The sequence below is a fragment of the Candidatus Aramenus sp. CH1 genome (genome assembly GCA_022678445.1).
Classification (GTDB): Archaea; Thermoproteota; Thermoprotei_A; order Sulfolobales; family Sulfolobaceae; genus Aramenus.
On the sequence record JALBWU010000006.1, the window covers coordinates 157,023 to 182,343 of the forward strand.

At 37.3% G+C, this 25,321-nt stretch carries 18 protein-coding genes and 4 pseudogenes; 8 read left to right on the forward strand and 14 right to left on the reverse strand.

Annotated elements, in window-relative coordinates; genetic code table 11:
• Window positions 1–15 precede the first annotated feature (15 nt).
• The 4 genes and pseudogenes from MPF33_05695 to MPF33_05710 all read right to left on the reverse strand — a co-directional run bounded on the left by MPF33_05695 (window position 16) and on the right by MPF33_05710 (window position 4,242).
• A complete protein-coding gene (locus tag MPF33_05695; protein ID MCI2414728.1) occupies window positions 16–909 on the reverse strand; it encodes a dTDP-glucose 4,6-dehydratase in 894 nt (297 codons plus the stop codon).
• Window positions 894–1,936, reverse strand: a pseudogene (locus tag MPF33_05700) (glucose-1-phosphate thymidylyltransferase). Before MPF33_05700 ends, MPF33_05695 begins: the two are co-directional and overlap by 16 nt.
• Window positions 1,933–2,757: an NAD(P)-dependent oxidoreductase gene (locus tag MPF33_05705; protein MCI2414729.1), complete on the reverse strand. Its 825-nt coding sequence runs from the start codon at window positions 2,755–2,757 to the stop codon at window positions 1,933–1,935. The pseudogene MPF33_05700 and the gene MPF33_05705 overlap by 4 nt, the downstream one beginning before the upstream one ends.
• A 78-nt stretch (window positions 2,758–2,835) precedes the next feature.
• Window positions 2,836–4,242, reverse strand: a complete 1,407-nt coding sequence (locus MPF33_05710; GenBank protein ID MCI2414730.1) for an oligosaccharide flippase family protein — start codon at window positions 4,240–4,242, stop codon at window positions 2,836–2,838.
• 89 nt (window positions 4,243–4,331) lie between these two features.
• On the opposite strand from MPF33_05710, the gene MPF33_05715 reads away from it, so the two are divergent.
• Window positions 4,332–5,312, forward strand: coding sequence for a hypothetical protein (locus MPF33_05715; GenBank protein MCI2414731.1), 981 nt, complete (start codon window positions 4,332–4,334; stop codon window positions 5,310–5,312).
• Window positions 5,313–5,381: 69 nt separating this feature from the next.
• Window positions 5,382–6,521, forward strand: coding sequence for a glycosyltransferase family 4 protein (locus MPF33_05720; GenBank protein MCI2414732.1), 1,140 nt, complete (start codon window positions 5,382–5,384; stop codon window positions 6,519–6,521).
• Here the strand turns inward: MPF33_05720 and MPF33_05725 are convergent, their stop codons facing one another.
• Window positions 6,522–7,496 (reverse strand): FkbM family methyltransferase, encoded by a 975-nt coding sequence (locus MPF33_05725; protein MCI2414733.1) that lies wholly within the window; start codon window positions 7,494–7,496, stop codon window positions 6,522–6,524.
• 1,149 nt (window positions 7,497–8,645) lie between these two features.
• On the opposite strand from MPF33_05725, the gene MPF33_05730 reads away from it, so the two are divergent.
• Window positions 8,646–9,719: a glycosyltransferase gene (locus MPF33_05730; protein MCI2414734.1), complete on the forward strand. Its 1,074-nt coding sequence runs from the start codon at window positions 8,646–8,648 to the stop codon at window positions 9,717–9,719.
• Window positions 9,720–9,727: 8 nt separating this feature from the next.
• Here MPF33_05730 and MPF33_05735 read toward each other — a convergent pair whose 3' ends face one another.
• Window positions 9,728–10,810 (reverse strand): glycosyltransferase family 4 protein, encoded by a 1,083-nt coding sequence (locus tag MPF33_05735; protein ID MCI2414735.1) that lies wholly within the window; start codon window positions 10,808–10,810, stop codon window positions 9,728–9,730.
• Window positions 10,811–10,858: 48 nt separating this feature from the next.
• Between MPF33_05735 and MPF33_05740 the strand changes: the two genes are divergently transcribed.
• Window positions 10,859–13,438, forward strand: a complete 2,580-nt coding sequence (locus tag MPF33_05740) for a hypothetical protein (GenBank protein MCI2414736.1) — start codon at window positions 10,859–10,861, stop codon at window positions 13,436–13,438.
• Here MPF33_05740 and MPF33_05745 read toward each other — a convergent pair.
• Window positions 13,411–14,196 (reverse strand): glycosyltransferase family 2 protein, encoded by a 786-nt coding sequence (locus MPF33_05745; GenBank protein ID MCI2414737.1) that lies wholly within the window; start codon window positions 14,194–14,196, stop codon window positions 13,411–13,413. The genes MPF33_05740 and MPF33_05745 overlap by 28 nt on opposite strands.
• A gap of 110 nt (window positions 14,197–14,306) precedes the next feature.
• On the opposite strand from MPF33_05745, the gene MPF33_05750 reads away from it, so the two are divergent.
• The 3 genes from MPF33_05750 to MPF33_05760 all read left to right on the forward strand — a co-directional run bounded on the left by MPF33_05750 (window position 14,307) and on the right by MPF33_05760 (window position 17,143).
• On the forward strand, window positions 14,307–15,323 hold the full coding sequence (locus MPF33_05750) for a glycosyltransferase (GenBank protein MCI2414738.1): 1,017 nt from the start codon (window positions 14,307–14,309) through the stop codon (window positions 15,321–15,323).
• A 77-nt stretch (window positions 15,324–15,400) separates the two neighbouring features.
• Complete coding sequence (locus tag MPF33_05755; GenBank protein ID MCI2414739.1) at window positions 15,401–16,138, forward strand: FkbM family methyltransferase; 738 nt, start codon at window positions 15,401–15,403, stop codon at window positions 16,136–16,138.
• A 510-nt stretch (window positions 16,139–16,648) separates the two neighbouring features.
• Window positions 16,649–17,143: an FkbM family methyltransferase gene (locus tag MPF33_05760; protein ID MCI2414740.1), complete on the forward strand. Its 495-nt coding sequence runs from the start codon at window positions 16,649–16,651 to the stop codon at window positions 17,141–17,143.
• Window positions 17,144–17,304: 161 nt separating this feature from the next.
• On the opposite strand, the gene MPF33_05765 is transcribed toward MPF33_05760, so the two are convergent.
• The 7 genes and pseudogenes from MPF33_05765 to MPF33_05795 all read right to left on the reverse strand — a co-directional run bounded on the left by MPF33_05765 (window position 17,305) and on the right by MPF33_05795 (window position 23,856).
• Window positions 17,305–18,105: a hypothetical protein gene (locus MPF33_05765; protein ID MCI2414741.1), complete on the reverse strand. Its 801-nt coding sequence runs from the start codon at window positions 18,103–18,105 to the stop codon at window positions 17,305–17,307.
• 2 nt (window positions 18,106–18,107) lie between these two features.
• A pseudogene (locus MPF33_05770) lies at window positions 18,108–18,745 on the reverse strand (IS6 family transposase).
• A 78-nt stretch (window positions 18,746–18,823) separates the two neighbouring features.
• Window positions 18,824–19,032: pseudogene (locus MPF33_05775) on the reverse strand (hypothetical protein).
• 762 nt (window positions 19,033–19,794) lie between these two features.
• Window positions 19,795–20,241: a hypothetical protein gene (locus tag MPF33_05780; protein MCI2414742.1), complete on the reverse strand. Its 447-nt coding sequence runs from the start codon at window positions 20,239–20,241 to the stop codon at window positions 19,795–19,797.
• Window positions 20,238–21,635 (reverse strand): annotated as a pseudogene (locus MPF33_05785) (hypothetical protein). Before MPF33_05785 ends, MPF33_05780 begins: the two are co-directional and overlap by 4 nt.
• The gene (locus tag MPF33_05790; protein ID MCI2414743.1) at window positions 21,632–23,290 is read right to left on the reverse strand and encodes a hypothetical protein; all 1,659 of its coding nucleotides are present in this window, start codon (window positions 23,288–23,290) and stop codon (window positions 21,632–21,634) included. Before MPF33_05790 ends, MPF33_05785 begins: the two are co-directional and overlap by 4 nt.
• Window positions 23,287–23,856 carry a hypothetical protein gene (locus MPF33_05795; protein ID MCI2414744.1) on the reverse strand — a complete coding sequence of 190 codons (570 nt, stop codon included), beginning with the start codon at window positions 23,854–23,856 and terminating at the stop codon, window positions 23,287–23,289. The genes MPF33_05790 and MPF33_05795 overlap by 4 nt, the downstream gene beginning before the upstream one ends.
• A gap of 86 nt (window positions 23,857–23,942) precedes the next feature.
• Between MPF33_05795 and MPF33_05800 the strand changes: the two genes are divergently transcribed.
• Window positions 23,943–25,292: a hypothetical protein gene (locus tag MPF33_05800; GenBank protein MCI2414745.1), complete on the forward strand. Its 1,350-nt coding sequence runs from the start codon at window positions 23,943–23,945 to the stop codon at window positions 25,290–25,292.
• Window positions 25,293–25,321: the final 29 nt, after the last annotated feature.

Genomic DNA, 25,321 nt, shown 5'->3' on the forward strand with positions numbered 1-25,321 from the left:
TAAGGGTTCCCACCACTACCTATTTTCTAGGTACCAGTTCACCGTTTTCTTTAACCCTTCTTTCAATGGAGTTACCTCGTACTTCAGGGAAGTAGTCATGCAGTACCTTTTGTCGTGCCCTGGCCTATCTTCCACGAACTTGATAACAACGTCTTTACCCATCACCTCCCCTATCAACTTCACTAACTCTAGATTAGTGATCCTCTGCCCTCCTGGAACGTTGTAAACTTCTCCCTTCCAATTAGTCCTCTTTATCACCTCTCCTATTACCCTAGCAGTGTCCTCAACGTAAATCCAATCCCTTTCCTGCTTCCCATCCCCGTAAATTGGGATAGGCAAGTTCATTGAGGTCCTTATAATGGTCTTGGGTATCAGCTTTTCTGGAAATTGCCGAGGACCGTAATTGTTTGACGGCCTTATCAACGCCGCCTTTACCCCGTAAGTCCTAACGTAAGCTTTCACAAACAAGTCTGCAGATGCCTTTGACGCGCTATAAGGAGATGAAGGAAACAAGGGAGAGCTTTCATCTCCGCACTGCTCATCTCCGTAAACCTCGTCGGTTGAAACGTGAAGGTACTTGAAGTTGTACTTTCTCGATGCCTCTAACACGTTTATTGTCCCAATGACGTTCGTTTCAACGAAGTACTTTGGGGAGTAAATTGACCTATCCACGTGGGTTTCTGCTGCGAAGTTTATCACTAGCTCAGCGTTTGATAAAGCTTTGTCAAGTTCCTCCAGGTTTCTTACGTCTCCTCTCAGGAACACGTGGTCAGTTCCCTTTAAGTTCTCCAACCTACCAGCGTAAGTTAAAGCGTCAAATACAAGGGGCTTTACGCCCTGCTTGTTCAGCTCTCTCACAAAGGCCGAGCCTATGAATCCAGCTCCTCCCAGCACTACAACGTTATCCACGAGTTTTCACCAACAACTAGTTTTTGCCACCTTTCTCCCTTTTTAATTAGCGCGTTATTTCCTATTATGGAGTCTAAAAGGGAAACGCCTTGAATTCTCACGTTGTCTAAAATTACGCTATACTGAACTTCGCTTTTCTCAATCACGCAGTTATCTCCTATTGAGCTAAACGACCCAACGTATGAATCCCTTATTACAGTTCCCTTTCCCACATACGTTGGACCCCTAACTACGCTGTTCTCTATTGTCGCTCCCTCCTCCACGAACACCCTTCCCTCAACGCGTGAGTTAACTATTTTAGCTGAGCTTATCTTCCTCTCCATCTTTGAATCTAAAAGGAAGGCGTTTGCCTCAATTATGTCCTTTGGAGTTCCAGTGTCCTTCCACCAACCTTCCACAACCTCGTAAGTTACGCTTAGTCCCCTGTTTATTAGGCCTTGGATTGCGTCAGTTATTTCCAGCTCTCCTCTCCAGCTGGGCTTTAAGTTCTCAATAACCTCGAAAATTGAGGAATCAAAGCCGTAAACTCCCACCAAAGCCAGATCTGAGATTCTCTCCTTTGGTTTCTCCACGAGCCTCACTATTTTCCCTTCTTTTACTACAGCAACGCCAAACCTCGAGGGGTTCGTCAACCTTAGCCAAGAGGATGGACGCGTTAGAGGTAAATGAGGCAAACTTCCTCATGTCGTAGTTTACTAGATTGTCGCCCAAGTAAACTAAGAACTTTTCCTCTCCAACCAAGTCCTTAACCTTGTAAACTGCGTCAGCTAACCCCCTAGCCCTTCCTTGGTAAACGTAAGTGATGTTGACGTTGAACTTAGAGCCATCGCCGTAGTAATCTATCACTTTTCGTGGCGTGTTGTCTCCAAGGATAATTGATCACGTCGCGAATTCCGGCGTCGCGCAATTGCTCTAAAACCCATTGGGAAATTGGCTTTCCAGCTACTTTTATGAGCTGTTTAGGTCCAGTGTGGGTTAAAGGCCTCAGCCTAGTTCCTTGACCTCCGTGAAGAATAACCGCCTTCACGATACCACCATGTACTTTAAGTTTTCCTCTAGGGAGTAAAATTCAGTTGAGAGCAATTTCCTCGCTCTCGTCACGTCAAGGGAGGAGTCGAAGGGCCTCTTTGCTATCCAACCCTTAACGTTGTCGACTTCCGCGATTTGCTTAGGTAAGTTAAAGAGCTCAGCCACCTTCAGAGCGAGGTCGTACCTAGAAATTCTCTCTCCTGCTACGTGAATTAAGCCGGTTTTCCTCATTTCCGTGAACTCTTTTATTGCCTCAGCCAAAAGCCTCGCTGAAATTGGGGAGTAATAGCCCTTGTAGGCGTTAACTACGTTGCCAGACTTGAGGGTTTTGTAAACAAAAGTTGGAAATCCCTTGTACCTAAAAACACCGGAAGTTCTAACAACCAAAGAGTCGTCGTAGGAAAGGGCGTAAGCTTCTCCCAAGAGTTTAGAAAGGCCGTAATAGTTGATTGGGTTAGGTAAGTCTTGCTCAGAGTAGAGCCCCCTTTCTCCGTCAAAAACGTAATCACTACTAACGTGAACTAGATATGCCTCAACAACTCTGGACGCCCTGACCATGTGTTTTACGGCCTCAGCGTTGACCTTTATGGCTTTTTGTCTGTCTTTTTCACAGCCGTCAACGTCCGTAAAAGCTGAAGCGTTAATTACCACGTCTGGCCTAACCTTTAGGATAAGGTCCTCTAGGTGGGGAAAATCGGTGACGTCTAGCTTAATGCCACCAGGGATCTCGAATGAGGAGTAGGTCTTTACTGCCTCCGGAAAGAGAGAAGATAGTTCTAAGCCAAGTTGACCGGAAGCGCCAACGATCAGCGTTTTCATGAGCAATATTTCAACTACTTAAAAATAAAACTTTTGTGGAGAAATATTAGATGGGCAATTAGCGTCAAAAGAGATGGGCTATTTGCTCAGAATTCTTAAAACGTGATATACGAAATTTAGTCTTCTTGGCAAAAACGTTCTTATTAATTCCACGTCGTCCCTTTCAATAATTCCTAGGAATTTGAAGGCGAGTAGAACAGCAATTAACAGCAGGACATCAAGGAAAGGAGGATCCACAAAAACCTCGTAAATCCCTACCAAGGGTAAAATTGATAGGATTGCGTACTCCTTCGTGGTAGGGAAAAACACCTTGGTTTTCAGTGCGTAAAATAACGTAAAGGTAGCGCTAGCTGCTGAAACAATTATTTGAGACAAAGCTCCCCCCATTATTCCAATTCTAGGAATTAAGAGAAAGGAGGTCGTCAACACGGTTAAGGCATTAAGAACGGTAAGAACTAGGAATGGCCGAAGATCTCTTTTAAAGGCGACAATGAAGGTAGATAGAACACTAATTGGAAAAGGTAAAGATGAAGCAATTAATAAGAGGACAAAGGCAGGAATTCCAGGCGAATAGTCTGGGAAGAAATGACTGATTACCATTTCACCCACTGGTAGGAAAAATATCGCTACAAGAGTAAGGAGAGCTGTTACTCTGAAGGAGATGGAGCTCATTCTTCCCTCGTCTTTTCCTAGGACTTTATAGAAAGACGCAGTCGGCAAAATGACGTTAGACAACGAACCTAAGAGCATTGAAGGCACTGACGCAACTAAAGCTGAGAATTGATAAATTCCTAGGTAGTAAGAACCTAATAAGTATGAAGTGATAACTCTATCTCCTTGAGAGGAGAGAAAGCCTGTAACATTAGACAAGAATAGAGGCAAGGATTCCCTAAACGACTTTATTAAGAACTTTACGTCAAAGTCCGGAAAAACAAAACCGACCTTTCTGGAAATGAAGAAGTAATTAAGGGAAGTTGCTATTACCCCACCTAAGGTCCATATCCCTATGAATAAATAAAGGTTGTGCAACAGCACAGCAATTATCGATATTCCCCACCTAATAACGAGAAAGGTAATACCAGTAACTGCGCTCTCCGTGAACATATCCATCCCAATCATTTCTGCGTTCTCTACAGCCGTAAACAGGTAAAGGAACAGGTAAGGGATGGTTAGCCATACGTAAAGGGGAAAGGCAAATAAAACTAGGAGAAAAGGTAAGGCAACGAAGGGTATTGCAAGAAACTTCCTAACATAAGGTTTGTGCTCGCCTTTAGCGTAAAAGTATGAAATTTCTCGCGTGACTATTGCACTGGGCAAAAAGAAGAATATTGTGGCAACTATTACTTCTAATAGCTGTATGATGGCGACCCTGCCAAAGAATTGCGGATCAGTTATCTTAGCAGTTATTATAAAGAATACCAACGCTACAACAACGTTGAACGTAGTGACGCTTAGAGACTTCAGCCAGTTCTTTATTGGATTCATCCGTACGTTTTCTTCACTTTAGAAAAATTAAAGCTTTTCCATTACGAGATAGATAAAAACTTAAGTATTTAATTCTCGTATTTTCTTTTATGAGACTTACCCTTGTTATTGTATTCATACTCATTGCATTTAGCACAGTGAGTATTTCCTCAACTATTTCAGTAAATTATCCACATGAGGCGTATTTAGGCCAAGAAATTCGCATTCAATTTCAATTTGTAAGCAATTATATAAACTCAACTAATTTCAGCGTAATTGCCTCTGGTGTAGAAATCGTTCACAATGGTAGCAAGGTAAGCTATACTGGGGCTCCTCCCGGCGGAGGCTACTTACTATTTCCCATACAGACAAACGATAGTGAGATAGCAGTAAGGTTTGTCTTCTTTTTTTATCATGTATACTATTATAGTAATCCAGGCATTGTGCTTTATGGAGGCAATTTTAGACCCCCATTGCCTGACGGTGACCAAAATGACTTCACTTCAGTTCTTCTTACGTTTAATGGAAGACTTTGGTACCACATTAACGGAAGCTGGTTTAATCCTATTTCATCGCTACCTTATTATAGTAGTTATGTAAATAATTGGATAAACATAACTAAACCGGTAAATTATACAGTTATATTTGAAGAGGAAAAGGGGTTAACATTAGTTAAGTGTTTCTACATAAACGGTAAAGAATATGCAATTAATTATTTAACCCCTATTCCTTGGAATTTTTCGTATGTTGGAATAAGAACTGATACTCCAAACGTTATGATTACACCAAAAGAATTCCTGGTAACTTTTCCGAGCCCGAATCAGCTCTACGTAGTCTATTTAAACGGTAAAGAATACACAAGCGGTTATACTAACAATGAAGGACAGGGAGAGATTTCACTAAGGGTTACATCAACGCAAGAAACTTTAAACATCAGTTGGCCGGCCATGCACCTATACAAGGTAATAACGATCAGCGCCTCAGATGAGGGGAATGTTAGGGTAAATTATCCCATACTACCAATATCCCTTATTGCAGTCTCCATAGTTTTAACGACAATTTCAGCTATAATCTCGTTGAGAAGAAAATAGATAACTCCTAAACGTACTTGTTGGTAATTGAAAAAACTTTATTTCCAAGGATTTAACAACTACAATAGGATGATAAATTTAACGTTAGTGACAGAAGATTTTGTATTGACGGGAGGTAACTATTATTTCATGGAAATAACCAATAGACTGTTAAGAAGAGGTTATAACGTTAAGATAGTAGCCTCGAGAGGAAGCCCTTGGTTCTACAAGAACAATAAAGTTCCAATAATATACCCAGAAGAACCAAAAGTACTAAAGTATTTATCAAAAATTCTTCAATTAAAGTATAAGCAGATAAGAGATTTTAAGGGATTAGATTACTATTTAATATTATCGAAATTATTTAATGTAGATCTAGACTTTTCAAGGATTATGACTAATATAATTCCAGAATCAGATCTAATAATTACTGGCGTACCATACGCCTACCTATGGAGTTACACATCAAGGAAGTTCAAGAAATTAGCCTTCTTTCCACAAGGATGGGGCGGATACATTTACTTTACGAGCAAGAGTATGAGATGGTATTTAACTTTTTACATGCCTTTTGATTATTACATTGCTTTAACTCAGATTGAAGCTAAAATCGCCATGTCCATGAGAAAAGACAGGAACACAAAGTACTTCGTGGTTAGGGCAGGCGTAGACACAAATTTGTTTACGCCTAAGAGAAAAGACTCCAACGCAAAAGTAATGGTAATTCTAAGATCTGACCGTAATAAGAATCCGAAACTAGCCATTGACGCGTTAAACCTACTTTCGCGTAAGTTGAATTTCACTGCTATTATAGTCCACGATGGAGTATTAAGTAAATTCAAGAATGATATTCACTTCAAATATGAAGAGAATCAACGTGTTCCTCACGAAAAGATGGCCGAGCTTTATAATGAAGCTACTGTGTTCCTCTACACATCTAGAATGGAAAGTTATGGATTGCCTCCTCTTGAGGCTATGGCTTGCGGTACTCCTGTAGTTACTACGGACAATATTGGAGGAAGAGAATACCTAGTTCATGAGGGCAATGCGTTGGTTGATAAGAGCTTTTCACCTAACGTTCTTTCGGAATATATTTACCGAGTAGTTAGGGATGACGAATTAAGGGAGAGATTAGTGAGAAATGGATTAGAAACTGCTAAGCAGCACGACTGGGAAATAATAACCGACAACTGGGTTAAAATGCTAAAGGAAATAGAAGACGAAATAAAGTAATTATCGTCTTTTCTCGCAAGTAATCACTCCTACATAATTGGGATCTACATAATTGGGATCATGTATTTGACGAGGTTTTCCACATGCATATCCTTCTTCCTCTAGCTTCCTTGTTAACCTCTTGTAGGGAACATTAGTTAAGAAAGCGTGGTGTTCGAAAATTATCTTCTCGAAATCTATATCTTCTGAATTCAATATAACGTCAACTTCGCATCCTTCACAGTCCATCTTTAACAGGTAAGGGTCCTTAACCATCCCCCTTATTCTCTTCAAGGAGTATACTGGAACTTCTGCGTCACCCTGCCCACTGACGTGAAACCCACCGCTCTCGTCTAAATCTATTGTTGAAGGTACCTTTATTACTCCGTCGCTAGATCCTACCCCGGCGTTGACGAGCGTTATAACGTTTTCCAATTTGTTTAGTTTAACATTTTCTAAAGCCACTTGATACACTGAGGGTAGAGGCTCGAAAGCTAGAACCTTCTTAGCTCCCTTTATCGCGAAATAAATAGAAGAATCGCCTATGTTTGCCCCAACGTCCACAACTTCACCATTTACATCAACATTGTACTGCTCTTCGACAAAGGTTTCAAACAAAACAAATTCATTACCTTCTAGGAATTTTACGTTATATCTTGGATAGTACCAATAATTATCCTTTTTAATCCAACTTAAGGCGCTAAGTATAATTGAGCCAGGAGTATCAGTTATTAGCCTTACTGAACCATAATATAACTGATCACCTTGAAAATGTAACTTCATTGGATCTAGATCTGAAACCAGCTCTATCAAGTCAACCAGTGCTCCTACGTATTTTGTGTTACATAGTCCAGAACTACCGTCTTTCAGTTTTACGAAAATTCTTTCTTTCCTTCTTCTTCTCTGTAGAATTACGTCGAACCAGTTACTATAGATTTTTTGATAATCTCTGATACGCTTAAGGTTATATATTATTTGATGATATAGTGATTTCATCAATTATACATGGAATGTTCATTTTTAAACTTTTATCCTTAGATTCTTAAGGTCAAGAAATTTATGTAAGGAATTATTTATCAGTTTATTAAATTAATAATATATTTTCTTATTTTAGATATATTCTAAGGATAGCATTAAAAGCACTTTTAGAGAGATATTATAAAGTGAGAAGAGTAATTAGGAAACAACACTACTTTTAGTTTACACAATCTCACTCGAAATTAATGTTGGTGTAACAGAATTCTTTAGATAATGTACATATTTCATTGTGAGGTGACGATACAATGCATTATCTTCAGCAGTTATTTATAATTTCTGATTTTTTGCATTAAAGATGTAGAAGTTGTTTCTCTCCCAGGCCATTTACAATTTATTAATTTTTGTCATCTGTTCCATTCCTTTAAGCTTCAAACGATATTTTGGATTAATAAACTTTATCAATAATTATCATAGCATAAAAAGTAGATTGTACTCCTTGAAAAGACCGACACTTCTATATGAAAATATTTTAGTGTTTTACAATACAACGCGAGGTATAGACCAGGTTAATAGTTCTCGTAATATCTATGATATCAATTTTTGGAATTTTCCTTAGTCATTTCTCTCTATATAAAGTATTTGTATGAAAAATCTTCTAAAATTAACAATATTTAGTGCTATCTCGATTCTATTGTACTACATCTTCAATGTCAACTCCTTAACCTGCTTAACGCTTACTCTCAAGAAACTACTGCGTGTACTTTAGTTATTCATGACCTTAATAACGTAATACCTTTCACGCTCAGCAAAACGTATCCCTATAAGCCTTATGTACTTATAAAAGGATTAATAATATAACGACACTACATTCGAGTGTGGACAAGAATTTCATTCACATAAAATTCAATTTTATTCGACGCTTATTTCGAGAATTATGTGAATAAAATTTTCAACCATTGGCTTCTATGATAAGTCAATGCTTGATGCCTTAAGCTTCTACTAAATGTTCTCTCAAAAAGAACTACACTAAAAATGATTTTCTAGATGAAAATTTAATTTATATCAAAATAACAAAATTCTTGTCCACACTCCTACACTCAAACAGAAGGCAAAGCTCTAAAATAAGAGCTCAATAACTATATATATTTTAACAATTGCCTTCTTCTTATGAAAATAGCTGTTGTCAATCCTATTCCCCTAGACATAGACTTGCTTGGAGGAGGAGGTGTTGTCTTTACTAATATTGTTAGAATATTAAAGGATAGGGGTCATAATATTGATTTGTATACACCCCTATATCCTTACAAGTTCAGGCAAGCCATAAACGACTCCGTAAATAAAATTGTCGTAAATCCATTGTTTAGACCTTTTTCCACTTTGGTAACTCTTTCACCTTTTGTTGAGTTTGGAGTAGCCAGATTATATTTAGTCTCCTCTTATTTCAGATCTTTTGAAGGTTATGATTACTTAATATGTAGTACATATGATGACTTGATTGGGCACTATGATTTCGGATATATACACTACCCTGCCAGAAAGTTTTTTAGTCCAGTTGATGTTACAAAAATTAGGAGCTTTACTGATCTTCTTAACTATATTACTTCTTTTAGCTTTAAGGATGAAACAAAACGATTGGTTGCAAACTCCACGTATACTGCAAAACTTCTTTATGAGAAGGAAAAGAGGTCAGCTGATGTACTTTACCCTCCAGTGAGGCTAATTAACTGTAAGGATGAGGGGAAAGATAATGTAGTAGTTAGCTTAGGAAGGATAGCTAGGGATAAGAAATATGAAGACGTAATTTATGCAGCTGAGGCTCTAAAGGATACGAAATTTATAATAGTAGGAAGAATTCAAAATGAGAAATATTACGAAGAACTGAGGAGGAGAAATCCTTCAAATGTAAGTTTCTTAACTAATGCGAGTGACGAAGAAAAACAACAAGTTTTATGTAAGGCTAAGGTAATCTTACACACAAAGAGAGAGGAACCTTTTGGAATAGCAATAGCAGAAGGAATGAGCGCAGGAGCTATACCACTCGTTTATAAAAATGGAGGAGCGTGGTTTGATATAGTTTCCGAGGGAAGATTCGGATACGGTTATGAAAGGGTAGAAGAATTGCCTGAACTAATTAAACAGGCGTTAAGCGACGATAAGTTGAGAAAAGAGGCTAAAGAGAGGGCTACAATGTTTAGTGATAAGAACTTTAGGGAGAATTTTCTAAAAATAACCGGGTTATGAGAACCTTTTTATGACCGTCCATAGAGCGACTCTAATACTTCTCTTAATTGCCGGCAAGTAGTGGCTAAGGAGAAGTTCTCCCTCACAAATGCTCTCAGCTCTGGATACGTCTTCTCTAACTTTATCTTATCTACGATCTTGCTCATTTCTTCTAGCGGTACTACATACATTCCCTTAATATTTCTAGCTTTCTCTAATCCTTCAATTCCCTTTTCCGTTGTTATCACAGGTTTTCCGTATGCCATGCACTCTAACACTTTTGTCTTTACGCCAGTTCCTACAGTTATTGGGACAATACAAGCGTCCGCTTCGTCGTAATAGGAATCTAAAGAATCCACTTTACCCAAGAGCTTAACGTTTAGTGGGGGATCCTTTATCAACTCCTTTCCGTCTCCTATTATCAGAAATTCCACGTTAGGTAAATCCTTTGCTATCTTAATTAAGTTTTCAACGGCAACTAAGTTATTTACTGCTTTGAGATTACCTACAAATATAAGCCTTCTCATTTTTTCGTTCTTGTTTGAAAGAAACGGTATCTTATTTATATCTAAACCGTGAACAACTGTAAACGTTTTAGCTCTTTCCCACATTTTCTTTACTAGCTCGGAATCCCTGTCTGAGACAGCTGTGGTTACATTAGCTATGATAACTGCCAACTTATCTAAGGTCCCTCCTATTACTCTTCTTATAGCGAAATTTCTAAAGCCTTTCATTTCCCTAGATATCTCTACTATTGAACCATGAAAGTCGTGAATTACCTTTTTACCCATTAATCTCGCCATTATGCCAAAGGGTACAAAGATGGAACCTTCAAAAATTACAACTTCAGACCACCTAACAAGGTTTGAAAATCTCAATGAGTTTATTAATATTGACAGACCAGTAAAGAAATAATTCTTACTAGTCTTGATCGTTATTATATTATTTGTATTCTCCTCGTCTTCTTCCTTAGTGAAACTCTCTTTGTCGTTTATGAACTGTATTACCTTTAAGTTTTCCCCTTCAATGCATTTAATGAAATTGGAAACCCTGATTAGATAACCAACATTAGCCTTTCTGACATCTCCAAAAGTTACTATTAATACTCTCATAATTGAACTATGATAATGCTTTTTAATGAGATTTGTGTGTGTCAATTCATGAATAAACTGAGAGAGAATCTTACTGGCTATTTATCAGGGATTATCGTAAGCATTGTTGAGTATTATATGTTATTTCACAATAGTTTAGGTCCTTCATACTCCCTGTTGCCCTCAAACGTAGCTGAGAAGCTATCTTACAACATTCTTAATGGGGATGCTTATCCTGGATTATATGGAATGTTTAGTTTTCTGCTTAGCTTACTAGGTCACGTTCCATTTCTCTCTATTTTAGCATATTACCTTGGAGCTTACTCTTCCTTTGGATTTCTATTTCTTGGAATATTTTTCTCATCTATATATTTTTTGAGGAAATACTTTAACGCAAAAGGGCCATTGTTGTATATTACTTCAAATGCAGTATCTATTCCCGTTCCAATAACATGGTACGTAGTCAGCGGTGTGATTTATTTCTATCCTGGTTTATTTGCAATCTCTTTAGCACTCTTCGACTATGCCTTAGATGTTGATAAAGTTACACTAAGAGATTCGGTAAAACGTGGAGCACTAGTAGCATTAGCCGTAACACTTGATTTCACTGATCCTAGGGGAATCCTTTTCTCCTTATTGACATTTTTTGCGTATTCTCTTTACTTTCTCACGCTAAAGAGAAGTATAAGATACGTAGTTAACTGGTTCAAGATGTTCCTATTTGGTTTTATCTTCTTTTTGTTACTTAACGTGAATACTATACTTTACACACGATTTATAGCCCCCTTTGTTTCGCTGGTGGGAGCAGCAACAGTATATAATCAGTTAGGCATAGCATTACAAACTGTTAATCCTTTCTACACATTAGTAGGTGTAATGTATTGGTTACGGTCGTCTTTTTATGTTACTCAGTTTCACGTTAATATTCTTTTAGGAGCTATCCTTACGGCAATTTCGTTCTCAGCTTTACTTATAAAGAGAAAACCCATCGTGATCTTTCTCTCTATTTTTCTCTTGGCTGTAGCATCTTATAATTATGTTGGCTCGAGCACACTTGGTTATTGGCTAGCACAAACTTCCCGCATAGAGTATTTAGTCTATATTTATCCCACTTACTTACCGTCTTATCTTTTTGTTACCCCATTTTACCTCCTTATAAGTTTCAGCATCTATAGTTCAATGTCTAAATTAGTTTCTATTAGGTTAATTAATTGGAGATATATAAGATACTTAAAGACTATTCCAGTAGTTGCGTTATTTCTTATAGTTGCTCTCATGTTTTATATGCCGATAGCAAATGGTTTTGTATCTACCCATTACTCGTCACCGCCATCGGCAGTGGTGAATAGCTTACATGAGATCGCTAATAACGATACTGGGATCGTACTAACGTTAGGTAGTGCGTCTTTGGCTAGCTATTATCAAGTACTACCTTCTGTCATTAGTCCCTCGGCATACGGTTATATGAATTTCATGTGGTACTCCATAACCAATTCACTAAATCCAGCCAAAGCCTTAGCATATCTGGGAGTAGAATACGTAGTTTTCCTTAACGACACCTCGTCTAAGTGCTTTTCTACCATTAGCTCTAATCCATTCTTTAAGCTTATTTATAATCAAAGTATAGTTAAAGTATTTTACAACACCTTATACTCACCGTATTGGAGTAGTAAGGGAGTTTACGTAGCATTTAATTTTCCGTTGGTGATTGATAACTTGTCCTCGCTTAACTCGAGTTATGTGATAATTCCCTTCTATTATGTGAATAACTTACAGAGTATTCTACCATACGTTAAGGGCTTTATAGGATATAATCTGTCACCTAATGATCTAATTCCTATGTTGGTAAATAACTCAGCTCACGTTATCTCAGCCTCCAACATTTACGTTAATCAGTACTATTCTGGCGGATGGACTCATCAATCTCCCTTCTGGACTCCCGATGTTCTAGACGCAATAGTAAGTGGAAATCCCTCAATTCCCCTAAAGTTACACGTACCTAATGGCAATTATTACGTTTATGGATTACTAACCTTGACCTCATTAAACGGCCTTTATCACTCTGGTAGTATAAAGCTAGTATCTGGGAATTACTCTATTTTATATAAAATGTCAAACTTAGTGTATAACGTTAGTTGGAGTTACTTAGGGCAGTTAGACATAGTAAATAATAGTCTCACTTTATACGACGATGGCTTAAACGTAGTCAAGATAGTCCTTGTTCCTGCATCGGAGTACGAGGGGCTCTATCAAGAAGCGCATTCATTACTTTCAAACAGGTCTATAGTGTCTTTTACTACTCAAGAATCTGTGATACAGGAAGGTAACTTCTCCACTAAAGGTTACAGCACTACAGTATTTGCTAATCCCTGGTATACATTTTTTACCTTTAACCACGAGGTCTTAGTTAAAGATCCCGTAATGTCATTTGCCTATTACTTTGAAGTAGCTAACGTGTATATTACTTCCTCATATCCCTCAGTGAGCTTAATATATGTGAGCGATTTTCCGTACCTTGCCCTAAACTTGTTGGTAGATGTTGCAGTCTTGTTTTACGTAACTTCTAGCAAGAGAATATGGGAGGTCATTGGAGGTTCTATCTTAAAGTCCCCAGAAAAAACTCAAGAAAGGTATAATCCTAGAAAGTAAGGAATTCCCTTTATCAAGGTTAAAGGTAAAAGCCCAATTTTTTCCATTAAGTTCCCTTTCCTAACTCCTCTATTCTTTAAAAAGAAGTCATATTTTGTTTGTTTTAAAAACCTAGCAGTTTTCCCGTACTTATACCACTTCTTCATGAAGCGAATTAACGAGTCTTCTTCCAAATGATAGATTGCTTTCTCTACATACCCTATATCATGTATGCTACTGTTAGAAAGTCTAAATGCCTCATAATATACTATCGCATCCTCATACATGGTTAGCTTATCCGCTAGACTGTCAATTTTTTTATAAACTTGCAATAACAGAGCTTTTTCGTAAAACCTTGGTTTTATTGCTCCAGTAATTGGATCCAAGTTCTCTTTCCAGTGTCTATGAACGATCTCTTTATCTAGTTTATTAAGTTTAGCTATTACTCCATGCCCAACACTGACCTCCTCAAGCACCGTAATCCTCTTCTCAGTCTTTAACGCTCTCTCTAAAGTGCCTTTAGCTAAAAATTGATCTGAATCCATATTCAGTATAAAATCTCCAGTGGCGTTAATTGCTCCTATTATCCTAGCGCTTAGCCTATTGCTCTTCTGCCTTATTACTATCCCATATTTCTCTGCAATTTCCGCTGTTCCATCAGTTGACATGCTATCAACTACTATAATCTCAGCAGGAATGCTCTGCTCCTTTATTGACTTTAGAGCATTTTCAATAGTTCCAGCGGAGTTAAGAGTTGGTATGATAACACTTACCTTCATTTGACTAATTACTTTTAAGCTAAGTTTTAAAATGTTTATATCTATAAGGCGTTGTGGACAGGAAACTAACAATAGTGCTAAGGGTGCTGTGGAACGGTGGAGTAGCTAGGATGGCTGTTGAAGAGGCAAGAAGGCTCGGCAAACTACTCGTTTTAAGGGAGAGCTTTCACGATTACTACCTTAAAGACGTTGACGTTGAAGTAGTTAGAAGAGGGCACGGTAAATTAACACCGTTATTCTGGGCTGTAGCGTCAATTTATGCAAAGGATAGGGGAAAGGAAGCTACCGTTGACCTAGATTTATTGCTAACTAAGTGGAGGGAAATTGAACCACCAGCCCTCTATCACGATCAATTCGCCGGAATCATGGGATACCTGAACAAGGTATTTAGGGGGCAAGACTATGCTCTTTACATTCATGAAACAAATTTAAGGTCAAATGGTGTGAAGTTCCTTTTTCCCAGAATGTTAGACAAGGAAGTAATATCTAAAGCTAAGGTGGTCTTTACTAATAGTAAGTATAATCAGCAAGTGTTGAAGGAACACGGCTTTTCTTCTGTTGTAGTTTACCCTGGATGTTATCCTGTTGAACAACTAGGGAATGAGAGGGAACCGATTATTCTAGCAGTCTCTATGTGGGATAAGGGAAGAAAGCCTTGGTGGTATGGGGAAGTTGCAAAAAGGTTAAGGGGAGGGAAACTAGTCATGGCTGGTTCTTGGGCAGTGCCAGAGGAGATGGAGAAGTTTAAAAGGGATTATCCTGATGCTATCGTAACGGGTAGGTTGAAAGAAGAGGAGTTAAGAGAACTCTATGCTAAGGCTTCAATAATCTTACGTTTCGGATTTAATGAACTAGGACCAGGGATGGGAGTAATAGAAGGGATATGCAATGGTTTAATCCCTGTGGTAAACAATGGTATAGGGTCGAAAGAGCTCATAACCAACGACGTAAATGGTTACGTTGTGAGGGATTACGAGGAAGCTGCTGAGAAGATAAACTATTTGTTTGAGAATCAAGAGAGGCTAACCAAAATGAGAGAAGAGTTGATAAGCTTATCGAAGGAGCTCTCCTGGGACAATCACGCTAAGAAGATAAGGGAGGAGTTGGAGAGAGTCGGCATGCTATAAAGAGTGGTGCCTATCACAGCTTATTTCTTCAGTAAAAATTTTAAATGGATATGTGCGTATTTATTACCTAAATAAATATGGAATTACTTAAGTATGATAATATAAAGTTGGTAGTAAACAAGGAGGAAGCGTTTATCTATTACGCTACATTTATTGCTGGCGAATATTCGTTTTTAAAGATAGGAAGAGATGACGTAGTTTTAGACGCTGGTGCCTCAATAGGGGATTTCACTGTTATAGCCTCAAGGATGGCTAAAAGAGTTATAGCGATAGAGCCTAATCCCAACTATCTGAAACTCTTAGAAGAAAACTTAAAGCTAAACAACGTAAATAACGTTGAAATCTTACCGTTTGCAATTGGTAGTACTGAAGGGAAGACGAAATTTAAATTAGACGGTGTAACTTCTTCTCTAGCTGAAGAAGGCGTAGAGGTTGAGGTTAAACCTTTAGACTCCCTTGTATCTTACGCTGATGTGATAAAGATGGATATAGAAGGTGCTGAGAAATACGCGGTAAAGAGCTCTGTTGTTAGAAACGCTAGGGAGATAGTCATGGAGCTCCACGGGAATGATAACGTTGAGTTTATCCCTCGATACTTAAGGGAACTGGGCTTCAAGGTAAAGGAAATCACCTTCAGAGACCTCTTAAAGAACGCATTAAGGAACTCTATTCTCCATCTACCTAGCCTTATAGACGCTGAGCTCAAAACTAACTTTTACGCTACTAGAGCTTTTCTAAGGAAGAGGGGGGCATCTACTCCTTCGGTGTCCCAGAATGAATATAAGCTAATTTATGCATTTAAGTTACATGAGTAAGAGTTCTCCTGTATAGGTTTGGATATAGACTGAACTGCTATAAAATGCTAAAGTACAAACTATGCTTTTTACTTTTAATTACATGTTCGTATTTAACTAAATTTTATTATTATTACATTTATGCTCATTTAAAGTTTATATACTATACCCTAATAAATAGATTCATGAAGTTTAATACACTTAAAAAAGGTATGATGATATTTAAGGTGGGTCTTATGATATTTAAGATGGGTCTTGGTTCCAATGATCTTATCACCTATTATACCTTAATGTTGAAATATTCTCTATATCGACCAAGATCCTTAAACAAGCTCCTTGGGGATCTGTGCCGTAAGAACGTTTATGCGAAGACCTATGGAGTCAAGTTGTACCTAGAACCTTGCGAAGATCCTCCTATTTACAGCATATTTATTTCTATTATGAGCCTATTACATTTAGGTTTTTTCTCGTTTTGCAAGAGAAGGCGGTGTAGTAGTAGACTGTGGCGCTAATGTAGGTATTTACTCATTAATATCAGCTAAATACGCTAATAAGGTAATAGCAGTAGAACCAAATCCCTTAGCTTATCAAGCTTTGCAAAAGAACGTGAAACTGAATGGCTTCTCTAACGTTAGAAGTGTTAACATGGCAGCATGGAGCTCTTCAGGGAAGGCTAGACTATACCTTAGCAGTTCTCATGTAGTTTCTACCCTTAAATACGATATGATGAATGAGTACATTTATGATAATTCCATTGAGGTAGAGACCATTACCCTAGACCAGTTATTAAGTCAAGAGCTTGAAATTAACTTGCTGAAGATTGACGTAGAGGGAGCTGAAGTTGAAGCTCTGAAAGGAAGCAATGAGGTCTTAAATAAAACCAAGAGGATCATAGTGGAGGTAAGGAAAGGGCAGACTGACAAGGAAGTTCTTGACATATTAGGCAAGCATAATTTCAAAGTGATAGCTATAGATGATTTTGGACACTTTATGAATTTAATTGCTGAGAAGGATAGAGGTTCATAAATCCCTTATTGCGCTAACCTCAGTGAGAGTTTAAGCTCTCTTTCTGCCTTACGGCTAATAGAAGTGAAAGGACTAACTCTATGCTTTAATGGTTTATAATATTTCCTAATAAATAGAGTGAACGAGAAAACGGCACAATAGAAACAGTTATTGATTTTGGTTTATCTTTTGTAAATTATCCATCCTTGCATGTACATTGCGTCAAATCCACCTAGTGCAAAACTTCTTATTGCGTCTTGGGGTGTTTCAACCAAAGGTTCTCCAGCTAAGTTAAAGGAAGTGTTCATTACTAACCCTTCTCCCTTTAAGTCCTTGAAGGCCTTAATTAGCTCGTACCACGTTTTATTTTGATCCTTAGTAACCATTTGAGGCCTTGCGGTCATGTCTACGTGACAAGTTACTGGAACTCTCTTGCACATTTCGTCATTCTTGTATCTAAGCATGAGAATCATGAATTCGTGAGTTACAGCATCGTGGAAGTAGACGTCCTTGTCCTCATCAAGTAATGAGGGAGCCAATGGCCTCCACCACTCTCTGCCTTTTATATCATTAACTAGTCTCCAGTAGTCCTCTCTAGTTGGGTCAGCTACGATAGATCTATTACCTAAAGCCCTAGGTCCTAGTTCTGCCCTTCCTTGATACCAAGTTATAACTTGATTTTTAGCCACGAGATCTGCAACTGCATTGACGTCCTCACCGATGTACTCAGCCCTAAACTTACTCCTCGCTACCACTCTCTTAATGGTCTCATCATCGTATTCTGGTCCAAGATATACGTTATTTAACCTCTCGTTCTTCATTTTACCTCCTAATACATGTTCATACACATAAGCAGCAGCTCCAATTGAACCACCAGCATCATTAGCAGCTGGGAAGATGAACATATCGTTAAAGAAGTGAGCATAATGTAACTCCATGTTGGCTTTTGCGTTTAGCGCAACTCCACCGTGCGTGGACAACAATTTCACTCACCTCCATAAAATTCAATTTTATTCAAATTAATACTTATAGATTTCGAGTAAATTGTGTTGTAAATTATGAAGGATATTTTCAACCATCTCGTCATTGTGTTCCTTGTTGAGTTCCATGAGAAATGCTCGCTAGTTTTAAACTTCTGAAAACTAGTTCTACCAAGTTTCTCTTGCCAAACGTTTCAACCTCGTGCCTTGTATTGAACCAGTTGAACGCCTTGTATACTGATGCTTTGTCGTGTACAAAGATCACCTTATCCCTCCAATTCTCTAGTTTAATACCATTTAATATAACGTAAACATGAAAACCACTCCTAAGACTAGTTAACATGAAGAATAAGACAAGCCCAGACTCATAACAACCCACAAGTAATAATAACCATTAACCCTCAAAACCTTAGTCTCATCAACAAGAACCCATCCCTAACATTAACCTTAAGCTCATAATCAACATTAGCCAACTTGTGAAGATAGTAAAGCAAGGTAGTATGAGGTAATAAAGTCCTCCAACTAGACAAGTAAGAGGTTAAGGCTAATGCAACCTCCTCCAAGGAGTGAAACCTTGGCTTAACATTAACCTTAAAAGGGAAGAGATAACTTGGGTGAGGACGAGGAAATCAAACCTATTTATATTCTCGCCCTCATAAAATAAACTCGCCCTCACCCTAAAAATACTTTTCCACAATAAAGAAAATTCAATTTAAATCAAAACAACTAAATTGTTGTCCACACACTCTAAGAGGTATGCAAAAGTATTTGTTAAGTTTTGGGATAAGACTAGTTAACGTTGAAGTCGTTAGCAATGGTTGGTAAGGATGGAATTAACATTGCCTCTGTATGCATTACTGCAATAGCTATTGGGGCTAAGATAAACAATGCTCTATAAGCGTAATTTAGGTCATGCTCTCCATCAGGCATTGAGATATATCTATTTCAAGTTTATTTAAAGTTAACTAAATGTGGGCTATAATTTCACTCAATTCTAGCTTATACTTATAGACTTCGAGTAAATGAAGAAGCTTCAATTATCTCGTTTAGGTTCCGTGTTCGTTTTAAGCTTCTAAACATAGTGTCCTCATTACATCTTTTCTTAGAGTAAACCATAGAAATACTTTTCCATGTGAAGAAAGAGTGTAGATAGAGTGCCGTTACATGGGTATAAAAATTGTCTTAACTAGTTCATAGACGAATTTTCTAAAAAAGTCCTCTTCATGATAGATTGTAACTTACTATATACCTTCCATAACGGCACTATAAGTGCAGACAACAATTTAGTTGTTTTGATAAGAATTATCATTAAATTATTTTTAATAGGTAGCTCCTCATCGAGAGAATGTTAGTGTTCAGAAGCTTTAGAAAGCATGAAACACAATGACAAGATGAAATATTCCTCTTAAACACAATTTACTCGATATCTTTTAGCATAAATTAAATTTTAAAGAAAAGGGATGAAATTAGTGTCTGTACACTAAAGAAAATACAATTTATACAAAAGTACTATCAATACACATTAATGATATGTAGTTGACCATAATGGAGCTTATGAGGCGTGTTCCTAGCCTTATAGCGAGAACGATCAACTACAGTACTATTACTCTCCCAGAGTTTAGCCTTATAAGAAATAATACGAAATTACATAGTATAGATTAAAGTTAAAAAATGTTACATTTTAGGAAAAACTTAAGTGAAGGCTGACTCATTTGGATATGCCATTGCAAATACAGTTACATTGTACGCTTCTATCTGCAATACAATAGTATAATTCCACACATATTCAGGTAGGGTAAAGTTATAGATTAAGGGTTCAGGTAAACCTACCATCTGTTTATTAACAGCGTGAACTTCGCTAGTTATATTATACCATACGCCATCTTTAGTGTAAAACACAGCTGAAAGCGTAAAATTACCATTCCCTCTTAAGACTTCAATGCAAGAGTTATAAGGAGTAGACTTGAAAAATATTAGCACTGAACCACCGTTTATCTGGTTATCGACAATACTTACGTAATCTAAGTTCTTTTCAGACGGGACAGAGTAATTACTTAGGATATACAAAAGTGGTAAAACTAATACTAAGATGATTATTATGACTATGATAAAAGCTGGGAATTCTGACTGGCCCCTCATGATAAATGCACCCAGTATTGTGTTATACCATACTGGACAGAGATAGTCATGGGTTGATTAATAATTACGTACGAAGGTATATTGGGGAATGTATAGTGTAAAGTAGTACCATTACTATACTCAAACGTAACATATTTTGCTCCATATGTATAAGAACCATTGAAAATACCTACAGGATTAAATGAATAATTACCTCCTATTATCCAATATGCTTGATCATAATTATATACTGTGCCGTTAAGTGACAAGCAGACATAATATTGTGTAGTGGCATTTATATACACTTTATAGAAGTTAAAATTGTTTAAATAATTTAAGTAAATAATCGGTGTGACGCTTGGGTTTGGAGGTATAAACACTATTACAGAGTATTGGTTATAAACTTTGTTATACTCTATGTTGCCAAAAACGTAGTGCTTTATTATACCGTTAGTTTTCAAACTAGTGTCATTAGCCTGGTACGTATAAATTGTTAGATTAGCGAAGCCAGCTGGAACTCCAATAGTGGTTGAACCTCGCACAGTTATTCCAAAACCGTCAAATGTCACGAGTACGCAAAGATTAGGATCATTAACTACGAACTTCACATTTACATAAGCCTTTAATACTGTATAGTTAGCTACTAGGACTAATGGGCTCCCCTCGAGGGATACTTGAATGCCAATAGTGTTGGTAGAGTTTACAGAGGCCTTACCTAAAACAGCCCAATTATGAAATACTCCCGTAATTACTTGACCCATAGAGTTTTCGTAATATACGTACTGTGGAACGGTAGCTACAAAAGACCCAGTTTGGTTTGGGAAGGCAGCAGGTGTCGTGAAGTTTTCATACTTTCCGTATATGTTAGTAGTAACATTTGTAGAGACTGACAGTGGCCCGTTATTGGTATAAATCTGAGTTATGATCTCTAATCCCCCCCTTTACCTCACAGGAGAAAATGGTCCTATGGACGATCCTGGGGATAAGAAGAATATGTTACCTAGAGAAGTTACTATTATTATTGGATCTCCTTCAACGTTACTAGGTAAGGTTAATGTCTGACCCTTGCTTATTACTATAGGATACGTTAATGTTGTAATATTACTCCACACTCCAGTATTTGGATTTAGATACAGGATGCCTACTATTGTGAGGTTTGATGGAGGTACGAATGTACCGTTAGAGTATTCAAAACAAATCGTAGTACCGCTATAATAGATTGAGGGATGACCAGTAACAACTTGGTTTAATTGTAAGTTCTTTAGATAAACGTAGTTATTGTATATTGAAGAGCTTACCACATTTTGCTGATTTACTGCATATAAGTAGAACAGCACCGGGACGAATATTAGCAGTACTACTACGATTAATATAATCACTGCTATTAGATTTGACAAAGCTCTATTACGGATCATGAATAGGGTTCACCCCCGTATTCCCATTCTTCATAATTAATCAATAACAATGGCATGTTAACATATATGGTTCCATAATTGTTAAGAGATGGCTTAGGATAATAATAACTTGGGTGGCTTGATATACTATAAACGGCAAGGCTAATTGGACATGACATTAGACCATTATAGATCTGGTCATTTATATTAAAAGTACCTGATAATTGAGCGGGATAATCTATTGTTATTTCAAGCCCTGTGCCTTGTTTAAAATATATCATTTCTGGTACGTAGTTCTTTATTGGACCTAGATCGATTGATTCTCCATTATAACTCACTTGGAGAAGCTGACGTGCTATGTCACCTAATACGGGTGTAGTGTTAGAGAATAATTCCAGCCCAGATGGTAAACAGAAGTCATTCTTTACAATAACTAAATAGTACGACGTGAATGGTTTAAAGTTACCATATATTACTCCACTACTATTAACGAATACTTCGAACTGACCTACTACGGAAATCTTTTGCGTATTTGTACTTAGCGATTGAAATGTATAACATGTTACATTACCAGCGTAGAGTCCATACTTAAAACCATTTGAAGGCGTGAAGTAACCCCCAGTGTAGTTAAACGATATGTTTATTGCTAAGGGGAATTCCACGATATGGTAACCATATGTTAAGGAAAGCGTTATACCATTTCTGGGTACCTCGTATACTTTATTATCTACTATAACGGCTATAGTATTATTTAAGGAGGACAAGGTTATACCGTTGTATTTTAGCGTTTCCCCTAAGGGTAAGTTAGCTGGCCTTATTGTAACGCTAAACTTCTCCAAGGATGCTTTATATATTATTGTTAATACTAATGGTCCCGTAACTGTAAATGATGTACTTAAAGAACTTGCAGAAGAGGTAAAAGAACCTTGGCCTACCAATGTCCAGTTCTGGAAGTTTGCAGTTAACCCGTACTGTGGAAGAAATATTGTAGAACCATTCTTGTCCGCTATCTGGTAGGTTCCAGGGTTTAGATAAAGTATTTGTGGAGTATTACCTATAATACCACTTCCTAACACTGTTTGTATAGAGACTGGTAATATTTTGCTCCCATTTATGACGAAAGCAGTTATATATCGGCACTTTACCTGCAGGTCCAGATATGGCAATAGTTGTTTGGTGTTGGTGTTGTTGTTGCGGTTGTTGTTGTGTTGGTGTTGGCGTTGGGGTCCAGGTATGGCAATAGTTGTTACAGAAGTATTTGGGTTTAGGAAGAAGAAGTTTGATTGTGAGGTAACTATTAATATAGGGTTATTAAACGATTGAGGAGGTAGTGGATAAGTAGTGTTTGTCGCTACTATCAAGTTACTATCAAGAATTGGCATCCAGGTTTGACCATTAAAGTAGTATATTTGAGTAATGTTTAAAGGTGCAGGTAGGTTTGTGTAAATGAATTCTATGGTAGGTGTAGTTGTAGAATTGTAATAAATATTTGGATTCCCCCTATACACCTCTTCTTGCTGCTCTTTTTGCAATTGAGTATATACGCTCGCTTGTATGTTACCTTGGCTTAAATATACTGGAGTGGAGTTAAATAAGACAAACGCTGGTATTAGAACGGCTATCAGCAAGAAGGTTAAAATTATTAGGAATATTACCGTAGATAAGGCCTTTCTCATGTTAGGGGTACCCCCGTAAAGCTAAAACTAATCCTAAACCAATATCCAGCTGTGTTGTATATTACCCAGATTATTATAATATCATTACTATTAACATTCTGTACGTTAACAGTAACTGGAGTATTAAAAGGTATTGTGTATACTGTAATTGAGGGATTAGGATTATAGAGCACTTTCCCGTTTATATCGTAAATTGGTGTGGTAATCTGTAGAGGATTTGCCTTTTGACCATTAGGTAAGTATACTGTGAAAGGTTGTGTTGAAGAAGGAGTTAGAACCCCGACTGAGGACTCTAAATAAGAGGGTTCAACGAAAACTAATAACGTAACAAATCCTTTTTGTGATGGATTATATACTTCTACTACTGTACTTCCAGTTCCTCCTTTTGATATCAGCAATGGGCCTACTGATAAAGTCGTAGAGGTAGATAAGGAGCTTGCCTGTTGTTGTCCTAAACTGAAGTTCTCAGCAGGTATTAAAGACGATGTAACATACCCGAATATTACTAGTCCTATAATTACAGTTGCAACTATAAGTATAAATTCTTCAACAGCACTTGACGGCATGTCATGTATAACAATAGTTAAACATATATATAAAATCTATCAGAAATAGCATATATATGCAAGGGTCTTTAGTTAATCTTCTACTAGTGGTAGTAACAATCTTGATAGCCTTATCCGTATTTTCTTTGTTCGCCTTTTTCACTTCAATATATACAGGCGAGTTATTATCTCAAGAATACGTAATAGGCTTATCTAAATCAGTACAAGTTATCACTTCATTTCCCGCATTTACTTCATTTCCCGCATTTAAGAGTGGACATCCGGTAACCCTCACGTATAATGTGAGCTACTTACTGTGGATTAAAGCCCCGGTTAAGACAATTACTGTTATACCTTTTAGTTCGCCAGCTCAAAGTAACCCCTTTTACTTAATGCCTGTTAACCCTCAGAACGCTTATTTGTATTCGTCAACACTTAAAGGCTATGAAAAAGTTAATGACTCTACGTTCAGTTTTAACGTTTACTTACCACAAGGGGGTAGGCTTTTAGGAGAGGTAAATAATGTCCATGCGTATAACGTTTCATCTAACTATACCTATATCCTATCAGCTTGCATAGAACCTGGTCAACTAATTTACTTATGGGTATTATATTACTATCAAGGTAAATGGTATAGGCTGGATTATACTTACTTCAATCCTTTCAATAACGGTTTACCTGTTTACTTTCTAAGTAGTAGTGGAAAGTACGATAGTAACTCAGCAAATTTAGAAGGGGCGTCTGAGCCACACATCACGATGTCTAATACTGGCTACATGATGGGACTATGGTTTGAGCCTATTGCCTTAGCAACGAAGCCAAATATGTTGCTCAATGCTACGTTTATTCCGGTGGGGAGTGCCAACGGGAATAAACAATTTTCAATAGTACTGTATCAAGTAGGAAATTTGATAAACGCTACAGTGTATAGTAATAATCAATACTATTCTTCTAAGATATTAAGCCAAGTTCAGCTTAACCAATGGTATTATATAAACTTCACATTTGGTTCTCAGTTAAAAAGTCAAGGTAGCGTGGTTTTTAACATGTATAGCTCAAATGGTATTTCAATAACCAACCCGAGTTCGCTAAGTCTCCCTCCTGGAACTAGAAACGGTTATGTTTTAATAGTCTCATTTGGGTCAAAGAGTTTGACAACAGATGCTATATCTCAAGCCTTCTTTGCTACCTTGAAGAATACCCTTGGAATTAACAATTTGTACAATGCGTCTAATATAATGTTAAATAATGGTTACATAACTCCCGATTACAACTACTATCATAGTTTGATGGAACAATCAGAGAACAAACTATACGCTTTAGGCTACTGGTATTTCGTTTCCTTGACTAATACTCCACCTTCCCAAGTTCCCGGGACATTATGGTATTATACTAGCAATAAACTATTATCAAACACCACAATACCTGAAACCGGTTACAATACATATGTAGCATAAACTATAGCATTCATCATATCATAAGTTAC